We start from the raw sequence: 26,943 nt of genomic DNA, 5'->3' as shown, positions 1-26,943 counted from the left end.
TGTTGCACAAAAACGTCAGTGCTCGTTGGAACACCGGATGGCACTCGATGGTAGGGGATATCTACGAGCGAAGCCCAGAAAAACTCGAACACGTGGCCGTGGTCGTCCAGTGTCTGGTGGGTCCAGTGCTCGGGCAGGGCTTGCCCTGAGCGGCAAAGATGAAACGAGCATATCTGCTCTAGATGGTCAGCTTTCCAACATCCCAGATCTGTCTCAACCATAGCGTTTCGGATACCGGGCGCCTCTGCCAGTTCGCGCAAAGCAGCCTGGCCAGGGGACTCTTTGTCCTCGATATTACCTGTCGTTGGGGAGCACCTGCCAAACCTTCCGGTAGCGCGTTGAGGTTTCACCGGCTTCAGTACTACGCCGCGGGTACCGCCGCCTGACGGACACTTCGGGCTGGGTCGAAGTAAAACAGATGCGGGATCCATTATTGTCTTGCTCTCTTTTGGCGCGGTGCTGTTACCCGAGGAAAAGCCATGACTTCATCTATAGATTCTGGCCTCTTGAGTATTTATGAGGCTTGGCACGCCACTGTCTGTGCAGGCGACCTAGCCGCCACTGCAGCACTGTATTCATCTCAAGCCGTCTTTGAGACACCCCTGGTGCTGGCGATCTACCCCGACCATGGCAGCGGGGTACTGGTGGGGCGTGAAGCCATCCAGCAGTTTATGGAAGACAGCAAGCGTAAGTTTCCTGGTGATCTCGCTGAGTGGTATCGCACTGACAAGGTGTTTATCAACGGTCGCAACCTGACGTGGGAATACCCGCGCAAAACGCCAACGGGCGAACAGGTCGACTTGATGGAAATGCTCGAAATTGATAACGGCCTGATCACCTACCACCGCGTTTACTGGGGCTGGTATGGCGTGCGGTTGCTGGCGCCGATCCTGGCCAGGGCGCGGTCGCTGTGAGCCTGCGTAAGACGGTTACAATTATCGGTGGGTCAGCCACCGCAATTGCGGCATTTATCAAGCTGGTGCGTACCACTGCGGCTAGTCGCATCGACATCATTGATCCCAAAGGGATGGGTGACTCAATCGCCTTCACCGCCTCCCAGGATGGGCTGTTGTGCAACACCTCGGTGCAGACCATGTCGGTGCTGGACGATGACATGCATGACTTCCAGCATTATCTTCAGGCACAAGGAATCAAGGTCAGTGCAGACGCTTTTGTTCCCCGTGCCTGGGTTGCGGGCTACCTCACGCAACGATACGCCGAGTACCGGGATCTTGCCGAAATCCGGGGTATCCAACATCACGTGGTGCGCTCAACTGTGCGCCATATCAAGCTGGCGGATCCGGGCGAATATGTGTTGGTGCTGGATGATGCTACCTGTCTCTCATCCTGTGCCGTGTTGGTATGCACCGGCAGTGCGGCGCCCTTTGTGCCGGCCTTGGTCAGCCCCCACGTGGGAGCCCCAGGCATTTTCTCGACGCCATACCCAACCCGGTCCTGGATGAAGAGCCTGACGAAACCTTCACGGGTCTTGGTACTGGGTAGCCGCTTATCGGCCATCGATAGTGTGTTGCTGCTATGCGGTGCAGGGCATACGGTATTGATGGCTTCGCCGTCCGGTCGCCTGCCAGGGGTGCGTACCGCCACCCCCCGGGATTGCGCGGTCACCTTGGATAAGACTCGATTTGCGGATTTGGACCTGGAGAGTCCCAGGTTGTACTGGCATTTACTGCGGATCGTTGCGCGCTCGGCGAAGGCTATCAATGGTCGATCACTGCGTGAGCAGATTGATCGTGGCATGGAGCCTGCCCAGCGTTTGCGTGGGGAAGTCGCCTTGGCCAGCCGTGGCGTGACAGATTGGCAAAATCTGCTGGTGCAGTGCATGGACCTCGCGGATGTAAAACTGCGCGCTGCTCCGCCAACGGTGCGGGTGGCGGCATTGAAGAATTGTTGGGAATCGGTGGGCCGCTATCTGTTCGCGATGCCGTTGCAAACCGCCACCTCCCTGTTGCGGCTGATCGATGAAGGGCGACTGCAGTTAGCACTGAACCTGCCGACCAAGCTTGAGTGGCACGGTGCATGGCAACTCCACGACAGCCACGGGAATGTCGACGCGGTGGACGCCGTCGTGTGCGCCACCGGTTACCACAAACAGTGCTTCCACGCCACGCCAGACGGTCTTGAATTGCAAGTAGCGCCCACTGCACCGTGCACCCCACCACACGTGTCAGCGCAACTGCAGGTCAGCCTGCCTGGCGCTGCGAGGCCGGAGAACATCTGGTTATTGGGCGTGTGCTCGTACCTGGCTGCGCCTATGGTCAACTCGGTTTATCAATCGGTCCGCCAGGCCAGCGAGGTCGTGATGATGCTCAATGGGCAAACTTCATCAGAGGGCGAATACCCAATGCAGGTAGCGATATGAAAGTTTACGGCGACAGGGGTTCGAGCAATACCCGGCGTGTGCTGACCACTGCTGCGTACCTGGGACTGGACATTGAGTTCGTGTTTCTCGACCTCTTCAACGGCCAGAACCGCATGCCGGAGTACCTGGCTCTGAACCCGAACGGCACGATCCCCACGTTGGTGGACGGTGATGTGGTGCTGTTTGAGGCCTCCGCGATCATGATCTACCTGGCTGAGCGGGCGGGCTCTTCTCTGCTGCCAACCGGCTTGGCGAGATACGAAACACTCAAATGGATGTTTTGGGCTGCCGAACACTTTCGGCGTGGGCCTACCGTGCTGATCGAGCAACGCTTTATGGGCCGCTTCAAGGGCCATCCCGAGAATCAAATACTGGTAGCCGAAGCCTTGCAGGCGATTCATCGTTATTCGTCGGTGCTCGACGAGCACCTGAGTACGCGACGGTTTGTGGTCGGCGATGCGTTGACGTTGGCGGACATCGACCTGGCAGCTCCCTTTAGCCACATCCCACGTACCAAGGCGCCATTTCTGGAGTATCCCCACTTGGCAGCCTGGTATGAGCGGGTCAACTCACTATCGGCCTGGCAGCAGAGTGGTGTGGCTCAAGAACACAGAATTGCAGAGATCGAAGGGCTGTTCGATTCACAGCAGGAGCCGATATGAACGTTGCTCAGGCGGGTGCCGTCTGCCGCACGGGGGAATCAAGATGGCGCAAATGACCGATGCCCAGATGCGCCTCGAAGGCACGCCAACCAGCGCCTGTAACGTTTACAGCGCGCGTGCCCGCAGAGCGGCGCAGCCAACCCTGCTGGCAAAAGGTTTCCAGCAAATGGGTGCCGAGCGGGCCGGCGATGTGGTGTTGACGTTCGGTCCAGTCCAGGCAGCGCCGGGTTTGGTCGTACTCCTGGAAGCACGGTTCTCCGCTTTCCGGGCTCAACAGCCGCAACCATTCGATCCCGCGTCTGGTCAGCACGTATTCACGATCATTCAGTTCCAGGATAAAACCGCGCCCCAACATTCCCAGGGTCACGGCCACGCCGACCTGGCCGGCAAGGTGGTCATAACAGCAGCGGGCGAAACGCAGATCGTGAGCCGCACGGTTAGGCAGGCTACTCCAGGTGCTGGTTTGCGGAGAGATGGCGGCCAGGCTCTCCAGTACATGAGAAACATCGGGACCGGCCAATTGATAAAAGCGGTTACGTCCCTTGGTGTCGACAGTGAGCAAGCCGCCGTCGAGCAGTTTTGCCAGGTGTGAGCTGGCCGTTTGCGGGGTCACACCGGCCGCATCGGCCAAGGCACTGGCAGACAGTGAGCTGCCATCGGATAGGGTGATCAGGATGACCGCGCGCACTGGCTCTGCGATCAAGTATGCCATGGATGAAATTTTAGGCTGGATCATTCTCTTTAGCTCCGTGCTGTGCGAGAAGGCTTTGGCTTTCAGGATGGCATAGGCAACCACATTTCGATAGGGCTCGAAGTGTTTTTTATAAACGCGAGATATAGTCGAATCGACATTGAGTAAGGGAAGTACGAAATATGGAGCTTAACACGCGTTACCAACGGCAGGTGTTGATCGCGACAAGCTTAAGTTACGTAATTGTCATTCTTGATACTTCTATTGTAAATGTGGCACTCAATTCCATGTCCGAAAACTTCGGCTCGGATATTGCCGGGCTGCAGTGGGTCATTAATGCCTATACCCTGGCGTTCGCCAGTTTGTTACTCACCGGTGGTTTACTGGGTGATCGCTTCGGAGCGAAAAAAATCTACGCCATAGGCCTAGGTCTGTTTGCGCTGGCCTCAGCGTTGTGCGGTCTTGCCGCCCACCTGCCCGGGTTAGTGGGGGCCCGCGCATTACAAGGGATGGGGGCCGCGCTGCTGGTGCCTTGCTCATTGATGTTGATCAATAACGCCTACCCACAGGCTCATCAGCGCGCCGGTGCAATCGGTGTGTGGGCAGGCTGTGGCGGTATCGCCATGGCGGCTGGCCCCTTGGTGGGCGGGGTGCTGATCGAACTGTGGGGCTGGCGCAGTATCTTTCTTGTCAACGTACCGATTGCGCTGATAGGTGTGTGGCTTACTACGCGCATTGCGCCTTCAGAGCCAGTCGCCCCCAATAGGCACCTGGACCTCACCGGCCAACTCACTGTGATGATCGCGTTGGCAACTTCGGTGGCGGTGTTGATCGAAGGGGCCAGGTGGGGGTGGAATTCGGTTTGGGTGTACACCGGGGTCGGGGCAGCGTGTATCGCCTGGTGCGTCTTTCTGATGACTGAAAGCCGGCATAGGGACCCGATGTTGCCATTGTATTTTTTTCGCAACAGAGTCTTTTCGGGTGCTGCGTTCCTGTCGTTGATGTCGGCCTTGGTGTTCTATGGTCTGTTTTTTCTACTGAGCCTGTATTTTCAATCGGATCGTGGCTGGTCGCCCTTGAAGACAGGACTTGCGTTTTTGCCGCTGACCGCAATGGTCACGTTGGGTAGTTTCACCTGTGGCCGTCTGACTCGAGCGTACGGTGTTCGTGCGGTGCTGTGTTTGGGGTTCACTTTGTACGCGCTGGGATTTATCGGCTTGTTCGCTTTGGCAAGCGACGCGCCCTATTGGCGCATCGCCGTTTGCTACCCGGCAGTGGGGTTTGGCGCGGGGGTGATTACACCGGCTGCCACGTCCGTGCTCATGAGTGTGGTTGACCGGACCAAGGCCGGTGTAGCGGCAGGCACGCTGAACGCCAGCAGGCAAAGTGGCTCAGCCTTCGGCGTAGCGATCTTCGGCGCCTTGCTCACATCGATTCACCCTTTGAATGATGCCATCCACGTCGCCGTCAGTGTCGCGATTGGCTTGTCACTGCTGTCCGTGCTGCTGGCTGCGCTGGTGTTGAAAGCGCCGGCGACGCAGCCTGCTGAAAGCGTATAACTATAAAAAATTGCCAAACACACGTTTGTGACTGATAGCGGGGCGCGCGACCGTGCCCAAAAAATGTCATTAATAGAGATAGTTGCCATGAGTAAGTACTTAGCAAGTGCTGCTGTAGATATAGCGGGCATCGGCATTGGTCCGGCCAACTTGAGCCTCGCTGCCTTGGCCCAGCCCAACCCCGGCATTAAGTCGGTGTTCTTCGAGCGCAACAGCGAGTTTCAATGGCACGCGGGTATGATGGTGCCGGAGGCGGCCTTGCAGGTGCATTACCTGAAGGACCTGGTCAGTTTGGTTGATCCTTCCAACCCACTGTCGTTTCTCTCTTATCTGGCGAAGAAAAAACAACTACTGAGTTTTATAAACGCTAACTTCGACCAAGTGCTGCGTCGCGAATTCAATCAGTACTATCGTTGGGCGTGCAGCCAATTACCGAACCTGCATTTCAATAGAGAAGTGCGTTCGATCGAGTTTGAAAACGGCCTGTTCGTTCTCAAGGGCGATACGTGGGTGCAGCCGACGCGCAATCTGGTGTTGGGCACCGGGCAGCAGCCCTTTATCCCCGCGTTTGCGCGTGGCCGTATTGGCGACACCCTGTTTCATTCCTCCCAGTACATGACCCGCAAACCCACTTTGAAAGGCAAGCGCGTGGTGGTAATCGGCGGCGGCCAGACGGGAGCTGAAATCATTCAACACCTGTTGTCCGACGCAACTACGCTGCCCGCCAGCGTGACCTGGGTTTCGCGGCGGTGGAATTTCTCGCCGCTGGATGAGTCGCCTTTTACCAACGAACTGTATACCCCCCAATACAGCGACCATTTCTTTGCACAGCCCGAGGCAGTGCGCCTGCCGCTGCTGATAGAGCAGAAGCTTGCCAGCGATGGCATCTCCCAGCCGCTACTGCAGTCGATTTATCGGCGGATGTATGAGCTCAAACATGTGCTGCACCATCCCTGCGCAATCCGCCTGCTACCGGGCCGCGAGCTGACCGAAATCAATCAGCATCACCATCACTGGAGCCTGTCGATGTTGCATGGACACAGTCAGGCTCACGAGTTGTTGAGTGCGGACACAGTAGTGCTCTGCACGGGGTACGCCTACCAGATGCCGGAGTGCCTCAAAGAGATCGAGCCGCGTATCTCACGTCGTAATGGCGAATACGTGTTCAACACTGACTATTCCGTGGAGTGGGACGGCCCGGAGGGCTCGGCCATCTACGTGCAAAATGCTGCCCGCAGCCAGAAAGGTATCGCTGATCCAAACCTGGGGCTGATCCCCTGGCGCTGCGCGAACATCATCAACAGCGTCAGCGGCCATGCCTTGTACGATCTTGAGAAGCCTGAGGCGTTTGTCCAATGGGGCCGTAGCGAGGTGTTCGAAGAAGCCAACGATGCACATATTGATCGTCTGCCAGCCTTAGCCAACTAGACCCAGGAGTTCTTTCATGGAGCTGACCACACTGCTCACCACCGGCCGCGCCCCGGTGATTCGAGAGGCCGAAGAACCTGTGGCGTTGCAAGGCGTGCGTCTGTATTTGCATCGCTTTGCCGGCAAACTGGCCAATGCGCCCATTCAGTCATCGCGCTTCACCATCGATCCTGGGTGTGGAACCGAGGAGGATAAACACGCGGTCAACGAAATCTGGTTTGTGAGCTGCGGTAACCTGGAGGTGTTTTACGACAATGCCTGGCATGCGGTGAAGGAGGGCGAAAGCCTATATTTCGCCCCGTGGCGAGCGCATTTCGCGCGCAACAATGGCACGGTGCAGGCCCAGGTATTCTCGGTGTGGTGGGCATGATCATGCGCGATGATTTCGATCTGGTGATTGTTGGCGGCGGCATCATGGGGGCATGGGCTTTGCACCACGCGGTACAACGCTATCCCCACTGGCGGATTTTGCTAATCGACCGCTACCGCATCGGCGACGGTGCGACCTCTCATTCGGCAGGCGTGTTACTGGCCACTGGCAGAACAGAACACGAGCGCACATTGGCTGGGGAAAGTGCAGAGCTCTACCGCGCATTGCGGGATCGGCTCGGGGTCCGTACCACCCAGGCACCGGTGTATTGGCTAGCGGACGGCAGTCTGATCCCCGAGATTCAGCGCACGTTGGTTGAAGGTACGGTGCTTCCTGTCGACGCTTCAGGGTACAACATCGGTGCACGCCTAGGAGCGCCACTCACCGTAGGTGCTACCGAAAAACTGCTGTTCGGGGGAACCGCCGAAAGCTATGAGCCAGCCTTGGTGGCGCGGTTGTTGATCAGCCTGAGCCTGACCAACGCCAACGTGCGCTGCATGGAAGGCTTGGGCGCGCAGAAAATCGACGCGGTTGGCAATGGTACGCTCCTGACCTTGAGCGACGCCACTACCGTTCGCAGCCGGCGCACCCTGGTGGCGTCAGGGCCGTGGGTCAGTGAGTCTCCATTTGAGTGCACTGCCATAGACCACGGGTTGCGCGTCAAGAAGGTGGTGGCCTTGCACATCGACGGTGTCCCGCCGACGGACGCAGCGGCGTTGTTCCTACCGCAATCCGATGCCTACCTGATGCCGCTGGCGGCCAGAAACCAGTGGCTGTTCAGTTTTCGCTGTGATGAATGGGACGTTGTGCCGCGCAAGCACGCGCTGGAAATCAACGAGCACGATGTGCAGGTCGCCCTGCGAACGCTGAGGCACTACCTGCCTGACCTGGTTCCATTGTGTCGTGGCGGCAGGGTGTTCTGCGATAGCTACAGCCCCAGTGGTGATCCTGTGGTGAGGTTGGAGCCAGGACGCAATCTGGTGTTTGCTGGTGCTGGCAGCGGCAAGGGTTTCCGCCTGGCGCCTGGCATCGCCCGCGAAGCCCTTGATGTGCTTGTGACTCACTGGCCCGATGAGACGGCCTCGGTCGAACCAATACATTCCGCTTTTTCGATGGATTGAAAAGATGACTGCTATCACCGCGCAAAAATTTTTCCTTATGCCCATACCTCCCACTCCCAACGGAAGGCTGCACCTGGGGCACATCGCAGGACCTTATCTACGAATGGACATGCTGGGCCGCTACCTGCGCACTCAGGGCCATAGCGTCGATATCGTCTCGGCGGTGGATGGCTTCGATTCCTATGTGCTGTGGAAAGGCCTGCAAGAGCAACGCTCGCCTGAAGAGGTGGTTCGCGACTACCACGGGCAAATCGCCAATGACTTGCGGGCGTTGGATGTTGAGGTCGACGACTTCCTCGAGTTGGTTCAAGGCCCTTACGCGCAGCAACATGCCCGTAATGCCCAGTGTACGGTAGAGCGACTGATAGCGTTGGGGGTGACTGAAACTGTCGTTGAACGCGTGCTGTATTGCAATGAGACCCAGCGTTACATGGCGGGAGCCTGGTTGTTGGGGCAATGCCCGTATTGCCGGGCCGGGGCAGGCGGATATTTTTGTGAGGCTTGCGGCGCGCTATTTCGGCCCGAATCAATGCTCAACCCGCACCCCCGAATGGGCGACAGCCCGTTGCACTGGGTTGACGTGGAGAGCGTGTTCCTGAAGGTGGCCGATGCTGAACAGTTGCTGCAACGCTTGGCTGCATCGGGTGTGTCCGTGTCGATCATTGACGTGATTGCACGTTTCCTGGAGCGGGAAAATGGCTTGATCCGGCTGACAGCACCGGGAGACTGGGGCGTCGCATGGAGCCCGGATCGCTTTGGCAACCCCCGTGTGTTGTTCGAGTCCGGATGGGAGTACGCGCTGACCTGCGCTGATCGCTCTTACGAGAAGGCGCCGCAGTATGGTCATGCGATGGTGCGCACCAGTGATGTGACGACTCTGGTCAGCTTCGGCATTGATAACGCGGTTCTTTTGCTGGCTGGTAGTGTTGCGGTCATGGATGCCTTGCAAGACCACCAGTCGTTCGATTATGTGCTGACCAATTATTTCTACAACCTGCAAGGGGCCAAATTCTCCACCAGCCGTCTGCATGTGGTGTGGGCCGCCGATATCGTCGACAGAACCCCGGCCACCAGTGATGGTGTACGTTATTTCCTGAGCCGCGAAAGCCCGGAGAACGAAGAAACCAATTTCGCCATTGAAGAGTTTGTCGAGGTGGTCAACGTTGATCTGGTAGGGAGCCTTGACCATCGCATAGACCTGGCGCTGTCCAGCCTCGATTACCATCAGCCCCAGACCATCGAGTCGGCGATGTCCCCCAGCCTGGATGCAGCGGTGACAACACTAGGTTTGGCATTCCGGCTGGACGCCGTGTCGGTGCGCGATGCCTGGAAAGTCTTGCACCAATGGATACAACGCTCGGACCTGCAATTGGCGGAGCCTGCCCACGCCTATTTGTGGCTCAAAGGCCTGGCCTACCTTGCAGCCCCCATCATGCCACGGCTGGCGCAATACCTGTGGCAGCGACTGGGGCATGAGGGCCTGCCGGTGGTCCAGGCGCTCTACACCGCTTCGTGGCCGAGAGCGGAAACAATCCCGCGCAATCGGTTTGCGCCGTTGTCGGCGGTGGCGTTGGCCCCGTGCCTGCCTGACAGCGTCGTGCGGGGGTATGAAACCAGTGAGGCATGAATACGCCGACGTCATCGTGATTGGAGCCGGGACCACCGGTACAAGTGCGGCATGGCACCTGGCGCGTGCCGGCCTGTCAGTCAGGCTGCTGGACAAAGGCGCGATTGCCAGCGGATCGTCCGGGGCCTCGCCAGGGATAGTGCGCGAATACTATGCCGACCCTGCCCTAAGCCAGTTAGCGGCCAGTGGCGTGCAGGCGTACCGCAAGTGGCAGCAACAGTTTCCCGGTGAGTGTGGCTATCAGTGCACGGGGTTTCTGACTGCAATTCCCGTAGACGAGCAAGCAGCTGTGAAGGGCAACGTTGAACGCTTGCAGGCGGCTGGTGCTTCCCTGGAATGGCTTTCGACGACACAGGCGCAGTTGCGGGTGCCTGATTTACACGTAGCCGGACTGGCGGGCGCTGTTTACGAGCCTTTTGCGGGCTACTGCGACCCTGGTCTCACCGCCCGCAGTTTTGCTGCGGGCGCTCGTGCACTGGGGGCGATGATCGAAGAAAATCGAGCAGCACGGCGGATTGTGTGCTCGGCAGGGCGCGTCATCGGCGTGCAGACCGACACCGGATTCATTGCCTCTAACAGAGTGGTCAACGCCGCTGGCCCGTGGGCCGCGGCGCTGGCCTATGGCTGCAAGGCGCCGCTGCCGATCCATGCCTCGCGGCAATGCGTGGCTGTCGTCGAGTCAGCAGGCTCCGAGCCACCGATGCCGGGCTTTTGCGACCGTGAAGCTGGATTCTACCTGCGCCCAGACGCAGCGGGGACTTATTTCATCGGGTCGTTGCTCACGTCTGATAGCCTACCCATTGACCCGGATGCATTCGATCGCAGCCTGAGCGACAACAACGTGCTGGCCTACCGTGACCGCGCAGCCAAACGCTTGAAGCGTTTAGTCGGGGCACGAGCGATGGGTCGACGTGTCTCGTTCTTTGACAACACCCCAGACGGGAACCCGATTGTCGGTGCCGACCCCCGGGTGTCCGGGTTGATGGTTGCGGCGGGTTTAAGCGGGCATGGGTTTAAGTTTGCGGTACTGTTCGGGCAGGCGATTTCGCAGTGGGTTCTGGATGGATCAGTACCTCAGGAGTTGGCCCCCTTTGCGGTGGAACGATGGTTGCCGCAGACTTGAAAGACCGGCATCGGCTGAACAGTGGGTGCCGATGTACGGTTTGAGTATGGAGGCATCGCTAGGCTCTGTACGAAATGCATTCCAGCTCGCCCATGCTGCGTTGAAAACAAGCTCGTGCGCGACTCCGACCGTTCTTCGCCTGTTTTCGCCTTGCCTGGCATTCCATCCCGACGGCTACGGCTACGGCTACGGCTACGGCTACAGTGCTGGGGCTGGCCGTCCACCGGTTGAATTCACAGTCGAAAGCAATCCTCGGCAGAGGATAGCTATCGGCTATCGGCCTCAAAAGTCTTGGTGTTGGCATTTTTTGTTTTGTGAGATCAGGGTTTTTAAGTTTTTTAATGAACCGGCTATATTGGATTCGGTTGAGCAGATGGAGTCCATTGAAGTGTTTTCTAGGATCTCGCGGTTGGCAGTGCTTAAGTTTTTTACGATTGCGCTACAGTCAGAATGCAGTTTTGCGGGTTCTGCGGAGGTCAGTTGATGCATTAGCCTTCTTCCTTTTTTTAGGGCGTAGCACGTATAGTCCTCAGAGAGTGAGGCATCTAATCTGTATTTCAATAGACCGATAAATGCCTGGTTGGATTTCTTTGAATTTTTTTCGCCTAGCAGCGCTAGTCCCAACTCTCCTCGATCATCGCTGCATGCCAGTGGAGTATGAGAGCACGCGGCTCTGCCGCTTTTACTCGCGGCGCTTGCGATCGCCCAAAAAACAGCTGCATCAGCCATCGCAATTTCTCTTGCCTCCCTCCCTATGATTTCCGCGTTAGAGAAGGTTGAAACAAAGATTAGGCCCGCAATTGCAAAACGTATTTTCTTCATGTTTTATTTCGCTTGCATTTTTGTAGGTGTGCTGGGCTCGACGACTAGGGTCAGAGGGTCATTGTAGGGGTATAGCGTATTTATTTGGGGGGGGAGGTGACCCTAGTGGGAAAAAATCCACCTATGGCAGTTATGGCTCCGGCGCGGTTAGGCACCCTTGATACGCTACTGCTGCCCCACAACCCATGGCGGACCTTGGAATCGCTAACTGGTTCGCGTACTGAGCTGCAGTCCTCAGTGATAGGCCGAGTTTTCGATTATTTTGGCTGCGCTTTTTGAGGGAATACTCTTCGTTTATGCTGTGGCAGATTGGCGGTCTCCCGAAGCGTTTCTGCGCTAAAATCGGTGGGCGGCTGCAGATAGGGAGATCTTGGAAGCTATGCCCGCATTAGACAGAGGCGTTGCAGCACTTCGTATATTTGGTGACGATCTTGATCCGGAGGAGCTGAGCCGCTTGTTTGGCCATTCTTACACAGACGGATGGGTCAAGGGGGATGAGTATTCGCTGTCATCCGGTGCGGTTGTTACCAAGAAAACTGGCGGGTGGATACTCGAAGCTGAACCGGTTGAAAACGCAGATTTTGATGGTCAAATTTTACGGCTGTTGGGCAGTATCGACGTTAGCTTGGATGCCTGGGCTTCGGTGGCGAGTCGATTTGAAATGGACATCTTCTGTGGATGGTTCATGCGCAAATCCATCGAGAGAGTCAGGGTTTCGCCCCGCATAATGCGAATGCTTGGTGACCGTGGTATTCCTCTTGTCGTGGACATTTATGCTCCGTCAGATGAGGACTAACGTGGGTTTTCGCGAAAACTGGGTTCGTTCACGAGGCGGGCGGAGGGAACGCGTCGGGCTTGAGCGAAGCGGTCGCCCTTGGCAGATATCGGCGTGTAAGATGCCCGCATTATAATGAAGGGGGGTTGTATGCTTGGGCGTGTGGCAACTCTGTTAGCAATGACCCTTGCGTCATTTACGGCTTCATTCGCTTCCGAGGACTGTCCACCTCAAGAGCAGGATTTGGCAGCCCTTAAAGCTTTGCTGGTGAAAAAACCTGAGATATTGGCCAGACAGGAGGCCGGAAGAGCACGCCCACGATTTCTTGCAGTAATGGGCTATGCGGCCACATTTCCTGGCCTTGGCGATGACCCTGGCAGGTTGAAGTGTTTATTCCGCGGAGCATCTATGATGCCAATGCCGGGCACTTCGGATGTCCTGTGCAGCGATGAAATCATTGGACTTCAGCCTGCTGCGGCTCGATTTGCCGAGCGTTACAACCAAGTGCTTGCACAGGCTATGGATCTGAAGTGCCCTTGATTACCGATACCGGCTGGGGCCAGCTGCTCTTGGCCGGAACTGCTTTGTAACCATGTGGCCTGTGCCCTTGCCCGATTCCAGATCAAACCTGATTTGCAATGCGTTGGAACCATCAGCATTCAGGTTTTCCGCCAACGACGACGAAATGCTGGTCACCCTCCCAGGCAATCAGCCTCCAGTCCTCAGCTGAGGAACTGTCGGGAAATACTTCCAAGGTAAATCCGTCATCAAAATGCAAACGCATGCCGGCGAAGCAATCACTTGAAACTGATTGCACCTTTACTGGCGAGGGTTGCCTGTTTGCGATCCAGGCGCTCATGCGCGCGTCCCGGAGATTACTTAGCTCTGGATTCCAGCTTTCAAATTCAGAGGGTATTTCAGCGGCCTCTGGTGGCTGCCAGTAATCGCTGCGGCCAGTGTAAATACCCTGTGAATTGCCGATTCGCCACGGGCATTGAATATGCAATGCCCACTCACCAGTCTCGACATTACGCCCTAGCGGGGTTTGGCGCTGGCGAAGTTTGCCCAGTTGTAGTGTCAACATGTCCGCAGCCCGAGCAGCGCCAACCAAAGGTTGGCCCACCAACGTGCAAAGTACGCTTTCCACCCTCTGTTTCACGTCATTCAACCGTGTTCTCCTTAACTCCCCGTTGAGTGCTTAAACAGCCTACACGTTTCCTCATAAAATGCGATGGCTCGGAGCGGACGGGTGTCCCATTGCGGTTGAAAAACTGCGACAACATGAAAAATATTCACTGGCATCCTCCGTTGCCACGGGGCGGTTAGCGACGATCCGAATTCGTCGCTATGTATAGTCAAACCTCAGCCTGCTCCGCCATCTCTGCAGCCGTGGCGGGTGAACTGAGTTCAGAGCAGTATGGTCACGTCACTGACTTCTACGCTGGTGCAGCGGATGACGCCTCCTATCCCAAAGATGGAATCAAACTCGGCTTCGACTGAGTCATTTTCCAATCGGCTGAACGTGATTGAATTAATGACGTTCTGGTGGTTGAAGTCTTCAAGGGAAAGAAATTGCAGGTCGATGAACAGAAACTCTATTAGCACGCTTTTACAGCAAACCATCTCGTACTCCGCGGTGCCGGCCCCGACCTCTTTGTACTGACAAACGTTAACGCAAAGGCGAGCGGAGGTTTTGCCTGCCTGGCCGGGCGCGGCACGAGCGGCTGAAAACGAAATGACTTCAGCATCATGAAAACTAGGCCAGTAGCCCAGCGCTTCAATCACGTTTTCGGTATTGCAGATATAGGTTGGACATTCCATGCTTAGCTTTCCAGGGGAGGCGGTGAGATTCAAGGCCAACCACATTACCACTTGGCGCACGCTAACTTCACCTGATCCGGGTGAGGATACGGAGTTAACGAAAGCGCGGAGGGCCACTTCTGGCTCACCTATGTAAGTACCGAGGGGCGGCAGAATCGCTGTGTTGTACTTTAACTCGGTCGTCCCATCATGGTAAATCGAGACCATCCAGGAGAGCGGGTCGTCAAATAAATCAATATCGTCAGCGCCTGGATACCAGATATCGCTAAAGCAATGCGCAAAATCACCGGTTGCGATCTGGTCAATTTTCTCAAATGCTGACCAGTTTAAGTATATTTTCGTCGGGGCTTGAACGGAGAATTTTCCCAAGCCCTCGCGGATATCAAACCCCTCACTCAATGCGAGGGTTTCGTACCTTGACTGGCTAATGGCTTGCGTCTTGCTGGCCTCTAACGGCAGCTGAATGTTGAATTTGGCTGCGAATAACGAAAAAATTCTGTTTTGCAAGATGATCAGTTCTGTTCCTTCAAGTGTTCTGAATTTCGGAAATTTTTTATTATACAAGCTCTCAAAGTTATCAATCTTGTGTGATTCCATAAATACCTCTACAGGTACTAACTTGCCCACTAGGATGGTGGGAGTCTAGCGGGCCTTATTCATCGAATCAATCCCACCGAGGCGTAACCGGCCTCAGGTGCCGAACCTCAGAATTGCAGGATATAGAAGTAATAACCCTACAAGGCAAAACACCACGCCAGCTTTAGCCGCAAGTTCAAGCCAAGGGAATGGACTGCTGCCTTCCGGATTACCCCAACCACCGGGTAGGTCATCGTCAATCGTAATGAAATGGCCGACGAAGGCCCATGTAGCAAAACCTATAGCGGTATAGACGTAGGGCACTCCCAAGGTCAGTGAAAGAATGACAGCGGCGAAGCAAATGGTCCCGAATACGAATGAATAGTATTTCAGATAAAAAGCAGTCATTGATTATTCCTCCCGTGCCAACTACACCAACTATAGCTTTTTGGAGAAGATAGGCATTATGGCCGCCATGCACGCCCTTCGACCGCGACCAACGCATGCTTCAGAACGCTGGCATACCTGTCACACACATAGCCTCAACATATCGCGGCAGGGCGCGGACGACCATAAGGTGAGGCGAACTACGCATGAAGCGGTACTACGTTGTAACGCACGCAGAAGCACAGCCCGAAGGAATCAAGCAAGCCAATGTCGCCCGGGAGCCTTTCGCCGCAGCGTGGAATGTCTCGCCTTGCTCCAGGCCACCTTCAGGGGTTGCCCAGTGGCTAGTGCCTGCCAAAGCATCCTGGGTATGGGTAAACCATGTCCGAATCTCCAGCGGTGAAAAACCTATTCATCGCGCAACGCGAGCAGTTAGACAGTCGTTGACGTTATCCGAAAAAAATGACCGTTGTAGTCCGCGGGCTGTGGTCATAAAAGTGGAATCTCACTCATGGATCATGCTGGGTATTAGCGGAGGAGGGATACCCCATGGACTGGAAGCTGGCGCTGGTATTGTCGGCATCGATTTTCACTTGTCAGGCCCACGCGGATTCAGTTGCACAAGTACTGGGAGGCGCGCTCGGCTCGCTGGACTGCGTTGAGATTAACGATGTAAGCAGCAAGCGTGTGTGCGAAGCACGCGCGGTATCAAACGGCGGCGGATGCCGTCAGCTGTCATCCTCTGCCGATCGTGAAGCCTGCCTGGATAGATCTGTCTTTCCACGCAAGGCTCGGCTCGCGCGGCTGGGTGGTGATCCGATAAAGGCAGATCTGCGATGGCCGCCGATCGAAAAGGCCGCGCCTGCTGCGCCGCGGTTGCCCGGTACCGAACTTGACCGCATCGCGGGCGGCTTGGGAATAAGCCCGTTGAGGACTACGGCACTCAAACCCTGACACCTTAGCGAGTTACGGCAATGGTTTCGGGCATTCTGACGATGGGCACCTGGTATCAGGGCACACCGAATGTGGTGCCACAGCAATGAAAATTGGCCAGGCCGGCAGAAGGGCAGTGACAGGCCGGCATGGATCAAGCCTGAGCGCGGCAACGGTGGCATTTGTTCAAAGCCGGCGTCTAGCAACTGTCTTGTCTCGTTGCCGGCGCCACACCCCAGATCAACCGACCATGTTTCGGGGTACAGGGACCCTAAACCAGCGCCTATTGCAGGTTGTCGATCGGATGTCTGAATTTGGCCGGTTAGCGGCCTGTAGTGACCGGCGGCTTCTGATGGCCAGCCCCAGCGCTGTAGCCGCTGCCGCAGGCTGCGCCCCGCCAAATATCTCCAGGGTTCACGCAGGCCAGCGCAGCCTGGCGGCAGCGGCTACAGCGCGTGGCTGAGCCTTAGCCGTCGGGGGGATCTGCAGCTTCTGGCCTCAGACGTCCGGCCGCGAAGTGACTGAGCAAGAAACGGATAGTGCAATCAGCAGCCGTTGGGTTTCGATGGGTTGGCAGCCGACAGGAGACGCACATGACCTTTCGTATAACAGGCCTTTCCCCCGAACCTTTTCAGGGATTGTTCTATCTAGCGGAGCAGGACTTGGCCGCGCTGGGTGTCATACGCTACCGAGTCGACAGCCACCCCGGCTTCCCTGACCGTATCGAATTGAAGGACGCCGAGATAGGCGAGAGCGTGCTGTTGCTCAACCATGTCTGCCAGCCGGCAAATACGCCTTACCGCGCTTCCCACGCGATCTTCGTCCGGGAAGGTGCGATGCAGGCTTATGACGCGGTTGACCAGGTGCCGGAATCAATGCGGATTAGGCTGTTGTCGCTACGAGCCTATGCGCAGAGCGGCATGATGGTTGACGCTGACGTGGTAGCCGGCACAGCGATCGAGGCAATCATTGCGCGGATGTTTGCAGACCCGAAGGTCGGCTACATCCATGTCCACCATGCCAGGCAAGGGTGCTATTGCGGACGGATAGACCGTGCTTGACCTTGATCAGTTCTTGCGTCGTGCGGAGGATCAACCGAGGGCTAACCAAGGGGGAGGGCCGGTGGCCGATGTTATAGAGCATCGGCCACGTTGCGGCCTATGCACCCGATTCAGGGCTGGCCCACTGCCCGACAAACTCGGCTACCCTTCGCGCAATAGCACTCTCCACTGTCCGCAGTCGTAGAATGGGAATGCCACAGCTCGCCAGAATGTCATTCTTCATGGCATCCCGCGCGGCCTGCACGGGGTGGTCGTGGTACCCACCATCGACCTCGATCACGCCTACCGGTGTCTTGCCCACTTTGAAGTAGACCACGAAGTCGCAACTGGCGCGCTTCATGAACGCCCGCTGGGGGGCTGTCCAGTTCCCGTTGCCGGGCGATGCGAGTTGATCCAGCTTGATCTGGCTGTGGAACGTCAATGCCTGGCATGCCGGGGCGCACAGGGCTTCGCGCACAAGCTGCGCCACGATCTGCTCGGACTTATAACGTGAATCCTCGAGCCGCAGGCGGGCATTCAAGCGCGCCAGGGACTGATCATACTCGCGGTACAGCAAGTCGAATGCCGACACTACCGGGGCGCGTACAATCTGTTCCTCCTGCGCGTAATAGCTGATGTAACGGATCAGGGCAGCAATGTGGCCATTGTTGTCGCTGAATACCTCGTCGCCGGTCACCAGGGTGAAGCGATGCTTGGCGCGCGACACCGCCACGTTGATCATGCGTGGGTCGTCGACGAAATCCACACGTGTTCTTGTCTGGTTGTAGCGCTTCTTGTCCAGCACGGTGGAGAAGACGATTTCGTCGCACTCGCGCCCCTGAAACTTGTGCACGGTGTCCTTGACGAAGTCCGTCGGCAGGTGGGTGCTGGAAAGGCTGACTTGTGCCCGAAATGGGGCGATGTAACCGCGGCCTTCACCGTCCATGCCGACGGGCGGCCCCTCGTCCTCAAGCACCTTGAGCAAAGAGTCCAGCTCCCGAAGATTGGTGTTTTTGCGGGCATGGTTGCCCTTGGCCGTCACGATCAGGCGCAAGGGGGCTTCGCCCTTGTCCACAGTCATTGGTACTAGGGCATTGTCGTAGAACTGCTGGTTGCAGAACTGGATGATCCTGGGGTGGCATCGGTAATGCTCTTTCAACAACGTCCTGGGCAGCGCGTTCTTGAATACAGCGATGCACGAATCCAGCAGGCTGTAGCGCTCGCAATCGTAGGCCTCGGCGGGTGCTTGAATCCCCAGTTTCACGGGAATGTGCGGCAATTGGCGGTTGTCTCCGACAACGATCAGGTTCTTTGCGCAGCCCAGTGGCAGGATGCCTGGCACGATGTCCTGCAGCGACGCTTCGTCGATGATCACGTAGTCGAGTAGCGCCCCCGGGGCGATCGAATTGACGATGGAATGCGTGCCGCTGCCCAGGATAGGGAACCGCTGGACGAAAGCGTCGAAATGCCTGCGGTAGGTGTTGGCATCGAAGCTGTCCGACGGCGGTACCTGAGCTTGCAGATGCTGTTTGAGGTGACGCATTGACGCTGCTGTGAGTTCCTTCAGCAAGGCTGTGAAATTTGCGCTTGCCAGGGATTCACGACACGCGTGCAACTCCGCTTCCTTGTCCCTGGTCGACTTGTCGTAGTAATGCAGCTGCAGGGCATGGAACACGGCCAGGCGCGCCTCGCCTTCGACAAACGGTTTGACACGAAAGACTCTGAACTTGAACAGTAGCTCAATGCGGTCTTTGAGCTGGATGCGTTGCTCGCCAAGGTGAGCCAGGTAGGCCATGAGGTCCGCAGTCTTGCGCGGTGTCAGCCCGTACTTGCGTAGCGAGCCTGTGGCCTGTACACCGCTTTCTGCCTGCCACTGCTGCAGGTAGCGCCGCTCGATGGCCAACTCGTCCAGCTCGATTTGCAGTTGAGCAGCCTTGTTGTGCTCTTGCAGGTGCTGCTTCAAGCGGGCCAGCAAGATCTGGATCTCCTCCAGGGACGGCGCAGGCTCGGGCATGCTTGATGGCCATGCAGGCAGGCTGGTGAAGAAGGTCTCTCGGTTGTCCTGGTTACCCAGTTTTGCGACCAGGTATCCCAGGCCGCATTTCTCCAGCTTTTCGTAGACATTTTCCACGGCGGCATTGTTGTTGGACAGCACCGCCACGCTCTGCCCGCGCAGCAGGATGTTGGCGAGGATGTTGAGGATGGTCTGGGTCTTGCCGGTGCCCGGCGGGCCTTCGATTACGCTGATTTGTGAGCTGAACGCCCTCTCTACTGCCTGGTACTGGCTTTCGTTCAGCCCGAACGGATAGACGAGTCCCTCGCCTGGGGCCAGCTTGCCAATATGCCCCGTGCAGTACGCTTGCAAAGCAGTGCCGGCGATGGCGGGCAATTTTCCTAGCTGGGTAACTACATTGCTGGCTATGGCATGCTCAGTCTTCGATTGGGCGTGATCCTGTCGGGCGTTCGCCACGGCAGTGAGATAACGGAAGACAGGCGTGTTCTTCATTGCCGTCGGGGCGGTGAAGATGATGCTATCCATTTTGTGAACATAGGGCCTGTCGGCGCCGGGATAGCGCACCACGGCATATCGTTCGCCGTATATCACGGCTTTTTCGACAGGTGTGGCGATAGTGCTGCCGGGTTTGGTCAGCAGTATATTGCTCAACTCTCGGGTGGGAGTAACCTGGCAGTTACTGAGCGGGCGAGTGTATTTTTTGCTGGAGGGGAAATGACAGGTCAGTTCCAGCTCCTGGCCCCTGTCGCTCCAGCGAATCGCCCAATTGCTGATCTTTGCGGTCTTGTCTACGCCATCTACCTGAATCGAAGCCATATTCCCTTATTCCCCTGCACCTGGCGCCCGGGTTCACCCGCGCCGACTGCTGCTTTCTCCAATGGTGTCATGTTGCCATTATTGTGTGGGTAGGCGATAGTTAACTTAAGCGTTTGGAGTCGACGCCTGCGCGCGCCCCTCCCGACACAAAAACGCCCGCACCACCTCCGCCGTCTCCCTTGCACGCGTCACCACGAAAAAATGCCCCTCGTCCTCCATCACCCGCACTTCGGCACCCCGAATGGCACGCCGCAGGATGCGCGCGTTGTAGGGCTGGACCAGGGTGTCGCGGTCACCGGCAAGAATCAGCGTGGGCTGGCGCAGCCGGTGCAGCCGCAGCAGGCTGGTCCAGCCCGCCAGGGCGGCCAGTTGGTGGTAGTAGGCGCCGGGGTTGGCGGTAAGCATGCCCTTGGCCACGCCGAAGTGCAGCAGCGACTTCAGTGAGTTGCGCGAGCCTTTTTCTGGATGGCCCTTGACGTTGCTGCCGCGGCCGAGAAAGTCCAGCACGTCGCCAGGCTTCACCCACATCGCCGGCCCGGCCGAGGTGGCCGCCAGGATCAGCCGGCGCACACGGGCCGGGTAGCGCAGGGCGAACTCCTGCGCCAGGGCGCCGCCCCAGCTCACGCCGAACACATCGACCTGCTCCAGGCCCAGCTGCGTGAGCATCCCGGCAATCACCTCGGCATGGCCGGGCAGGCGCAGCGGCCAGCGGGGCGCCTGGGATTGGCCGACGCCGGGCACGTCGAGGGTGAGGGTGGTGTGATCGGCCAGCTCGTCGCGCAGCGGGTCGAAGGTTGGCATCAAGCCGCCCAGGCCGTTGAGCAACAGCAGCGGTGCGCCCTGGCCGCGGACCGAGACGTGCAGTTGCAGGCCGTTGACCGTGAGTGTTTGCGTTGTCATGGGTAATTACTCCTGGTCACCCCTACACCATAGTCGCTGCCGCCGGCGACGCGGTTGAAACGTTCTGTCGAGATAATTTCCTCCCCAGAACCGCAGTGTCCGTGGACGGAAGTGGCATACTTCCACGCCTACCCAAGGCACCAGGCGACAAATGCCGCCGCACGCCGTCCTGTTTGGCAATGAGCGTACATGCACCCCGAACATCTTGACCTGTCCAGCCCCCTGTTCCTGCCCGTTACCCAGGAGACCTGCACACGCCTGCTGGCCGACGACGGCGCGGCCGGGCTCGCCGCCCTGAGCGCCCCGGAACTGGCTGCCGTGCTGGTGATCCAGAACCTGGCCCAGGCCGCGGAAAAGGACCTCAACGCCGCCGGCGTCGAGAAGGTGCTGGCCCGGCTGATCGCCTGGGCGGCCACGGCAAAGCAGCCGGCGGGCCTGCTGGGCGAGGCGCAGCGGCTGTTCGACCAGGGCAAGCTGTACTACGGCCTGGAAGCCATCAAGCAGCTGCCGTTGCGTTTCCTCGAGGCCGAGGAGGTGGCGGCGCAGGCCTACCTGCTGCCGGGCGGTGAGTGGGACAACTGCTTCAGTGTGCGCCACCACCAGGCGAACAACCCGTACCGCGAGCAGGTGGTGACGGCGCGGCACCGGGAGCGCTGGCTGAGCGACGCCCAGGACAAGCTGGTGCGCACCTTCCGCGCCAACCTGGGCGAGGATTTGCATGTGCAAGGCTACGCGGGGGTGGGCAAGAGCCACCTGCTGGGGGCCCTGCTGGAGTTCCTCACCCCGGAGGCCACCCTGGTGCTGGCGCGCACGTCGGGCAAGCTCGAGGTGTTGCGTGGCCACATGGGCGGGCCGCGGGACAGGAAAGCGGGGGCCACCTTCGAGGGCTTTGCCTATGCGCTGCTCAAGCACTCCAGGTTTCGCCCGCCGAACAAGGTGGCCGGGCTGCCGGCCGGACAGGCGCTGGCGTTGGAGTTGAATATCCTGGGCTTTCGCGGCTACGACGCCCAGGCCACGCTGAACCTGTGCATCAAGGTGCTGGAGCGGTATTCGGGCTCCAGGGACTACAGCCTGGGCGCCGGCCACCTGCCGCATTTCCAGCAGCCGCTGAGCAGCACCGACACCCAGGTGTTGCTCGAATACGCCAGCCGCCTGTGGAGCTACCTGGACGCCAACCCGGCGTGGGCCGGGCGGGGCGACTTCGCCACCTTGCTGATGATCAAGCGGGCCAGCCTGGCAGGCAGCGTGGTGCCGGCGCGCTTCACCCATGTGCTGATCGACGAGAGCCAGGACATTCCCGCGTCGCTGTTGCAGATCATCGAGCGCGGCAAGCAGGTGTTGATCACCCTGGGCGACGAGTACCAGCAGGTCAAGGGGGCCACCGTGCGGCGCACGCGCGAGGTGCGCAAGAGTGACCTGAGCTATTCGGTGCGTTCGGGGCGCAACGTCGAGCGCCTGGTCAACCCGCTGATCTCCCGGCACTCGGCCAAGAGCAAGGTGTACTTCGAGGGCGCCCGCAACGCTGACGTGGGGGTGGAGCATTATCCCGAGGGCTTCGTGCCGCCTGAAGGCTGTGCGGTGCTGACGGCCTCGCGCTGGGACACCATGCGCTGGGCCATGCAGCTGGAGCAGGCCAACTGTGCCTTCAGCCTGCCGGACAAGGCTGCACAGGCCGACCTGCAGCTGTTCATGACCACGGCCATCACCCTGTTCAAGCCCGCGTTCTACAGCCGTGACCAGGCCGGCCACGCGGATTTCAACGAGCTGCTGGACTGGCGCCAGGTGCGCGAGGCCCATCAGTACGATGAAGCCTTCCTGTGGGTGGAGTCAGCGCTGGAGAAGGGCTTCAACCTGGCCGACATCACCCGCCTGAACCGCTTGCAGGTGCAGGCCGGCAAGGGCTGCCTGCTGATGATGGCGCAGGACGCCGGCGGCATGGAGTTCGACCGCGTGCTGCTGACCCCCGAGCTGCTGACCACGGTGCAGTTCAAGGACGCCTACGCCTTCGACGAGCGGATCTGCGCGGTGTACATCGCCATTTCCCGGGCGCGGCAGCAGCTGTACCTGCCTTTCGACGTGGTGGAGTGGGTGGAATATCATAAGGGGCAGCTGTTCCGGGAGTTCCACGGGTACTGATGCGGCCCCAAGCCGTCGCCGTTGCCGAAGGCTGCGCTGGCCAGCGCAGCGCCGGTGGCAGGGCCAGCGGCTGGATAGACATGGATAGGGAAATCATATGACAGCTTTCACACGACAGTGGCGTCTCGCCCTGGCGTTATCGTTCTGTTGGCCAGTGGCCGGTTGGGCGCAAGCAAACGTCGCCAGCGCCTGCCCGTCCCAGCGTTTCGAGCAATTTCTGCCAGCGTTTTCGGCGGACATTGGCCTGCAATCCGCCTTCCTCAAGCACCACGTGCGCGCGTTGCACCTGGTGCCTACCGCCGCAGGCGTCGTGCCCTACCAGCCGTTGGTGGACAGCCGGGCGCTGAAGTTTCCGCTCATGAACGCTATCGCGCACCCGCCGCTGGACTCGATCAACCTGGCGGCCGATGGCCTGTCTGCCACCTACACCGACAAGCGCGCAGGCCTGGGCAACATCAAGGTCTACACCTTCGCCCGCGAGCGCTGCTGGGTGCTCACGGGTATCGAGGACTGGTCGGTACGCGATGCGCAGTTGAAGTTGCCCGGCACCGCCGGCATGTCACTGGCTGAACAGCGCTGCGCCGCCAGGGCGGATGTCTACGGGCAGCTTGGCGGCCCTGAGCGTTACCCGTTGACGACCGAGTTTTTCCAGGCAGCGGAGGAGTACTGGCTGTGCGCTGCCGGTTCGGGTGACCCGGATGCCAGCTACAGCGCTGCCAGCCTGAGCATGTCGGAAATGGCGCCTAACCTGGGCTATGCCGCTACAGAAAAACTTTACCTGGCGGCCCTGAAGGGGCACCCCGACAGGGCCGCCATGCTGGCGTGGTATTACTGCGATGGTGGCGACCCGGCGGGCGCCGACACCTGCGTCGCCCCGGCGCAAGCCCGGGCCGTGTTGGAGCAAGGCGCAGCGACCGGCAATGCGCAAGCCCTGGGCTCCCTGGCCGAAGGGCTCGAGTCAGGGCGCCTGGGCCCCCCCGACGTGCCGCGTGCGCTGGCGTGCTACCGCGCCGCCGTGCAGGCCGGCAACAACGAGGCGAAGCCGGCAATGGATCGATTGCTCGCCAAGAGCGGCATCGCCGGCGAACCGGCTGGATGCCTGTAGGCACCCACCGCCCACCCGTCGGCGCCGCGGCACTTGCGCCGCTCCCCCGGCCTCCCACCTATAGGCGCGGATACCCCGCGCCCCCTAGGGGAGTCATCATCATGGTGAACACAACCAACGGACCAGAAGCCGCGTATCCAGGGCCGGATGACAACACGCCCGAGACGGGCGAAGGCCACGACTCGGGACTTGAGCACGCCAGTTCCGAGCCGAAACAGGGGACCGGCGAACGCCCGGTTGACTGGGATCCGCCGCCCGGCAACCCGGGGTCCGACCAGGATGCCCAGGTGGACCGGGACAAGGGCAGCGCGAAGACCGACAGCTTGATCGATTCGGAATAGGCGTAATGCCAACAGGGGGAGCGGCTATGTCCCCCTGGGTCACACCCCCCAGAAAACACCCCCAGTCCGGTGGCCAGCGTCCGCCGGGCGTGCCATGGTCGGCGGCACGCTGGCAGGCTGCGGCAAATTCCTCGGCAGCCATGGGCAAGATTGGGCAAGGGCAGAAGGTGCAAAGTGCAGGCACGCGGCCACGGGCATCAGGGAAGATGGAAGGCAGTGCGCTGCTTATCTTTTTTGTCCAACCCACGCTGGGGCATGCAGACGATGTCGACCCACCATAAGCTCACAGAGCACCTGAACCGCGGCACCGTGGGCTTTCCCACGGCGCTGGCCAGTACTATCGGCCTGATCATGGCCAGCCCGGTGATCCTTACCGCGACCATGGGCTTCGGCATCGGCGGCAGCGCGTTTGCCGTGGCCATGCTGATTGCCGTGGTGCTGATGTTGGCCCAGGCGACCACCTTTGCCGAAGCCGCGAGCATCCTGCCCACCACCGGCTCGGTGTATGACTACATCAATTGCGGCATGGGGCGCTTTTTCGCCATCACCGGCACGCTGTCCGCGTACCTGATCGTGCATGTGTTCGCCGGCACCGCGGAGACGATCATGTCCGGGGTGATGGCGCTGGTGAACTTCGAACACCTCAACACCCTGGTCGAGTCGGCGGGTGGCTCCTGGCTGTTGGGCGTGGCCTTCGTGCTCGGCTTCGGCGTGCTCAATGCCTTTGGCGTCAGCGCCTTCGGCCGCGCCGAAATCATCCTCACCTTCGGCATGTGGGTCACCTTGATGGTGTTCGGCGTGCTGGGCCTGGTGGCGGCGCCGGCGGTGCAGTTGGACGGCTGGTTCGGCGAGTCTCTGGTGGGTAGCGACCTGGTCACCATCCTGTCGCTGGTGGGCATGGCCATGTTCATGTTCGTGGGCTGCGAGTTCGTCACGCCGCTGGCGCCGGACCTGCGCAAGTCGGCCTCGACCATGCCCAAGGCCATGATTCTCGGCTTGCTGGGGGTGGCCACCTGCATGTTCGTCTACGGCGCCGCCATGAAGCGCCAGGTCGCGAACCTGCTGCTGGACCCGGCCACCGGCCTGCACCTGTTGGACACCCCCATGGCCATTCCCAAGTTCGCCGCCCAGGTGATGGGTGACATTGGCCCGATGTGGCTGGGCGCAGGCTTCCTGTTCGCGGGCGCCGCTACCATCAATACGTTGATGGCCGGCGTGCCGCGCATCCTCTATGGCATGGCCGTGGACGGCGCGTTGCCGCGGTTTTTCACCTACCTGCACCCGCGCTTCAAGACGCCGGTGGTGTGCATCGCCGTGGCCGCGTTGATCCCGTGCCTGCATGCCTGGTACCTGGGCGGCAACGCCGACAATATCCTGCACCTGGTGCTGGCGGCAGTGTGCGCCTGGAGCACCGCGTACCTGCTGGTGACCCTGTCGGTGGTGATCCTGCGCATTCGTCGGCCCGACCTGCCGCGTGCCTACCGCTCGCCGCTGTTCCCACTGCCGCAGATCCTGTCCAGTGCCGGCATCCTGCTGGGCATGTGGTACATCACGCCACCGGGGATGAACCCTGCGGACATCTACGTGCCGTTCGGCATCATGCTGGGAGGCACGGCGGCCTACGCGTTGTTCTGGACCCTGGTGGTGCAGAAGGTCAACCCGTTCAAGCCAGCCCGCGTCGAGGACGTGCTGGCCAACGAATTCGCCCGCGAGCCGGGCCAGCCTGCCACGGAGCACAGCGCCCATGTTACGTCGCCTGCTTGACCGAGCCCCGGCGGGCTACCGCCCGGGGGCGACCCTGGAACAGGTGCGGCGCAACCTGGGGTTGGCGGCGCTCGCTGGCGCCACGCCGGGCCAGGGCGCGTTCGAGACCGCCCAGGGCCTGCCCGTGGAGGTGGCGGAGCGGGTTGAAAGCCAGTGGCTGATGCACCTGGTGATGACCGAGTTCAGTGTGCGGGCGCCTGCCTCGCAACAGTGCGAGCTGCCATTGCAATTGCGCCATAGTGGCGCGTTGCGGCGCACCGGCGTGGTCTGTGTCGGTGCTGGCAGCAAGACCGGCTGGGGCGCCGAGGTCAAGCGCGCGCTGGAGCAGGACCAAGCCCTGCGCACGCTGTTGATGCCGCTGGATTTCAAGCGCCTGCAGCTGCAGGCCCGCCAGGGCGAATGGCGTATCACCCTGGAACACATGGGCGCCAGCGAGGTGGTCAACCGGCTGCCGGCGTTCCGCCGCTACGTTCGCCTCGACGACGTCCAGCGGCCGTTGCTGCTGGCAGCCCTGGCCGGCCTGCAACGCTGCCTGGCGGCCGTGTAGCGACC

General features: G+C 59.5%; 24 protein-coding genes. 17 read left to right on the top strand and 7 right to left on the bottom strand.

The window, feature by feature from the left end:
- Positions 1 to 479: 479 nt before the first annotated feature.
- The 3 genes from AC0Z2B_RS07350 to AC0Z2B_RS07340 are packed head-to-tail and all read left to right on the top strand — an operon-like array spanning position 480 to position 3,042.
- The gene (locus AC0Z2B_RS07350) at positions 480 to 914 is read left to right on the top strand and encodes a nuclear transport factor 2 family protein (RefSeq protein WP_476295753.1); all 435 of its coding nucleotides are present in this window, start codon (positions 480 to 482) and stop codon (positions 912 to 914) included.
- On the top strand, positions 911 to 2,380 hold the full coding sequence (locus AC0Z2B_RS07345; protein WP_476295752.1) for an FAD/NAD(P)-binding protein: 1,470 nt from the start codon (positions 911 to 913) through the stop codon (positions 2,378 to 2,380). The genes AC0Z2B_RS07350 and AC0Z2B_RS07345 overlap by 4 nt, the downstream gene beginning before the upstream one ends.
- Positions 2,377 to 3,042, top strand: coding sequence for a glutathione S-transferase family protein (locus AC0Z2B_RS07340; RefSeq protein WP_476295751.1), 666 nt, complete (start codon positions 2,377 to 2,379; stop codon positions 3,040 to 3,042). Before AC0Z2B_RS07345 ends, AC0Z2B_RS07340 begins: the two co-directional genes overlap by 4 nt.
- A 7-nt stretch (positions 3,043 to 3,049) precedes the next feature.
- Here the strand turns inward: AC0Z2B_RS07340 and AC0Z2B_RS07335 are convergent, their stop codons facing one another.
- The gene (locus AC0Z2B_RS07335; RefSeq protein ID WP_476295750.1) at positions 3,050 to 3,778 is read right to left on the bottom strand and encodes an ArsR/SmtB family transcription factor; all 729 of its coding nucleotides are present in this window, start codon (positions 3,776 to 3,778) and stop codon (positions 3,050 to 3,052) included.
- A 137-nt stretch (positions 3,779 to 3,915) separates the two neighbouring features.
- On the opposite strand from AC0Z2B_RS07335, the gene AC0Z2B_RS07330 reads away from it, so the two are divergent.
- The 6 genes from AC0Z2B_RS07330 to AC0Z2B_RS07305 all read left to right on the top strand — a co-directional run bounded on the left by AC0Z2B_RS07330 (position 3,916) and on the right by AC0Z2B_RS07305 (position 10,961).
- A complete protein-coding gene (locus tag AC0Z2B_RS07330) occupies positions 3,916 to 5,292 on the top strand; it encodes an MFS transporter (RefSeq protein WP_476295749.1) in 1,377 nt (458 codons plus the stop codon).
- Positions 5,293 to 5,379: 87 nt separating this feature from the next.
- Positions 5,380 to 6,720 carry a lysine N(6)-hydroxylase/L-ornithine N(5)-oxygenase family protein gene (locus AC0Z2B_RS07325; protein ID WP_476295748.1) on the top strand — a complete coding sequence of 447 codons (1,341 nt, stop codon included), beginning with the start codon at positions 5,380 to 5,382 and terminating at the stop codon, positions 6,718 to 6,720.
- A gap of 16 nt (positions 6,721 to 6,736) precedes the next feature.
- Entirely contained in the window at positions 6,737 to 7,090 is a 354-nt protein-coding gene (locus tag AC0Z2B_RS07320) for a cupin domain-containing protein (protein ID WP_476295747.1), read from the top strand.
- Positions 7,087 to 8,211: an NAD(P)/FAD-dependent oxidoreductase gene (locus AC0Z2B_RS07315; protein WP_476295746.1), complete on the top strand. Its 1,125-nt coding sequence runs from the start codon at positions 7,087 to 7,089 to the stop codon at positions 8,209 to 8,211. Before AC0Z2B_RS07320 ends, AC0Z2B_RS07315 begins: the two co-directional genes overlap by 4 nt.
- Before the next feature lie 4 nt (positions 8,212 to 8,215).
- The gene (locus AC0Z2B_RS07310; RefSeq protein WP_476295745.1) at positions 8,216 to 9,838 is read left to right on the top strand and encodes a methionine--tRNA ligase; all 1,623 of its coding nucleotides are present in this window, start codon (positions 8,216 to 8,218) and stop codon (positions 9,836 to 9,838) included.
- Entirely contained in the window at positions 9,819 to 10,961 is a 1,143-nt protein-coding gene (locus tag AC0Z2B_RS07305; protein WP_476295744.1) for an NAD(P)/FAD-dependent oxidoreductase, read from the top strand. Before AC0Z2B_RS07310 ends, AC0Z2B_RS07305 begins: the two co-directional genes overlap by 20 nt.
- Positions 10,962 to 11,243: 282 nt before the next feature.
- On the opposite strand, the gene AC0Z2B_RS07300 is transcribed toward AC0Z2B_RS07305, so the two are convergent.
- Positions 11,244 to 11,783 carry an Imm57 family immunity protein gene (locus AC0Z2B_RS07300; RefSeq protein ID WP_476295743.1) on the bottom strand — a complete coding sequence of 180 codons (540 nt, stop codon included), beginning with the start codon at positions 11,781 to 11,783 and terminating at the stop codon, positions 11,244 to 11,246.
- Positions 11,784 to 12,162: 379 nt separating this feature from the next.
- Here AC0Z2B_RS07300 and AC0Z2B_RS07295 point away from each other — a divergent pair, with 379 nt between their 5' ends.
- On the top strand, positions 12,163 to 12,579 hold the full coding sequence (locus AC0Z2B_RS07295) for a DUF4279 domain-containing protein (RefSeq protein ID WP_476295742.1): 417 nt from the start codon (positions 12,163 to 12,165) through the stop codon (positions 12,577 to 12,579).
- 631 nt (positions 12,580 to 13,210) lie between these two features.
- Here AC0Z2B_RS07295 and AC0Z2B_RS07290 read toward each other — a convergent pair.
- The 3 genes from AC0Z2B_RS07290 to AC0Z2B_RS07280 all read right to left on the bottom strand — a co-directional run bounded on the left by AC0Z2B_RS07290 (position 13,211) and on the right by AC0Z2B_RS07280 (position 15,363).
- Complete coding sequence (locus tag AC0Z2B_RS07290) at positions 13,211 to 13,726, bottom strand: hypothetical protein (RefSeq protein WP_476295741.1); 516 nt, start codon at positions 13,724 to 13,726, stop codon at positions 13,211 to 13,213.
- Between the two features lie 239 nt (positions 13,727 to 13,965).
- Positions 13,966 to 14,976 (bottom strand): Imm50 family immunity protein, encoded by a 1,011-nt coding sequence (locus AC0Z2B_RS07285; RefSeq protein ID WP_476295740.1) that lies wholly within the window; start codon positions 14,974 to 14,976, stop codon positions 13,966 to 13,968.
- Between the two features lie 93 nt (positions 14,977 to 15,069).
- Positions 15,070 to 15,363 carry a hypothetical protein gene (locus tag AC0Z2B_RS07280; protein WP_476295739.1) on the bottom strand — a complete coding sequence of 98 codons (294 nt, stop codon included), beginning with the start codon at positions 15,361 to 15,363 and terminating at the stop codon, positions 15,070 to 15,072.
- 528 nt (positions 15,364 to 15,891) lie between these two features.
- Between AC0Z2B_RS07280 and AC0Z2B_RS07275 the strand changes: the two genes are divergently transcribed.
- Both AC0Z2B_RS07275 and AC0Z2B_RS07270 read left to right on the top strand, forming a co-directional pair.
- A complete protein-coding gene (locus tag AC0Z2B_RS07275; RefSeq protein WP_476295738.1) occupies positions 15,892 to 16,296 on the top strand; it encodes a hypothetical protein in 405 nt (134 codons plus the stop codon).
- A 572-nt stretch (positions 16,297 to 16,868) separates the two neighbouring features.
- Complete coding sequence (locus AC0Z2B_RS07270; RefSeq protein ID WP_476295737.1) at positions 16,869 to 17,336, top strand: DUF1203 domain-containing protein; 468 nt, start codon at positions 16,869 to 16,871, stop codon at positions 17,334 to 17,336.
- A 97-nt stretch (positions 17,337 to 17,433) separates the two neighbouring features.
- On the opposite strand, the gene AC0Z2B_RS07265 is transcribed toward AC0Z2B_RS07270, so the two are convergent.
- Together AC0Z2B_RS07265 and AC0Z2B_RS07260 are read right to left on the bottom strand one after the other, a co-directional pair.
- On the bottom strand, positions 17,434 to 20,145 hold the full coding sequence (locus AC0Z2B_RS07265) for an AAA domain-containing protein (RefSeq protein ID WP_476295736.1): 2,712 nt from the start codon (positions 20,143 to 20,145) through the stop codon (positions 17,434 to 17,436).
- A gap of 105 nt (positions 20,146 to 20,250) precedes the next feature.
- A complete protein-coding gene (locus tag AC0Z2B_RS07260; RefSeq protein WP_476295735.1) occupies positions 20,251 to 21,045 on the bottom strand; it encodes an alpha/beta fold hydrolase in 795 nt (264 codons plus the stop codon).
- Between the two features lie 189 nt (positions 21,046 to 21,234).
- Here AC0Z2B_RS07260 and AC0Z2B_RS07255 point away from each other — a divergent pair, with 189 nt between their 5' ends.
- From AC0Z2B_RS07255 to AC0Z2B_RS07235, 5 genes are all read left to right on the top strand, one after another.
- Positions 21,235 to 23,181, top strand: a complete 1,947-nt coding sequence (locus tag AC0Z2B_RS07255) for a hypothetical protein (protein WP_476295734.1) — start codon at positions 21,235 to 21,237, stop codon at positions 23,179 to 23,181.
- A gap of 97 nt (positions 23,182 to 23,278) precedes the next feature.
- Positions 23,279 to 24,286 carry an SEL1-like repeat protein gene (locus AC0Z2B_RS07250; protein WP_476295733.1) on the top strand — a complete coding sequence of 336 codons (1,008 nt, stop codon included), beginning with the start codon at positions 23,279 to 23,281 and terminating at the stop codon, positions 24,284 to 24,286.
- A 101-nt stretch (positions 24,287 to 24,387) separates the two neighbouring features.
- Entirely contained in the window at positions 24,388 to 24,627 is a 240-nt protein-coding gene (locus AC0Z2B_RS07245; RefSeq protein WP_416425010.1) for a hypothetical protein, read from the top strand.
- 264 nt (positions 24,628 to 24,891) lie between these two features.
- On the top strand, positions 24,892 to 26,391 hold the full coding sequence (locus tag AC0Z2B_RS07240; RefSeq protein ID WP_476295732.1) for an APC family permease: 1,500 nt from the start codon (positions 24,892 to 24,894) through the stop codon (positions 26,389 to 26,391).
- Positions 26,372 to 26,938 carry a DUF3156 family protein gene (locus tag AC0Z2B_RS07235; protein WP_476295731.1) on the top strand — a complete coding sequence of 189 codons (567 nt, stop codon included), beginning with the start codon at positions 26,372 to 26,374 and terminating at the stop codon, positions 26,936 to 26,938. The genes AC0Z2B_RS07240 and AC0Z2B_RS07235 overlap by 20 nt, the downstream gene beginning before the upstream one ends.
- Positions 26,939 to 26,943: the final 5 nt, after the last annotated feature.

Source organism: Pseudomonas sp. GYB4201 (assembly GCF_056312595.1).
The sequence above is the reverse complement of the archived record's forward strand: the minus strand, read 5'-3'. Positions and strand labels throughout refer to the sequence as shown.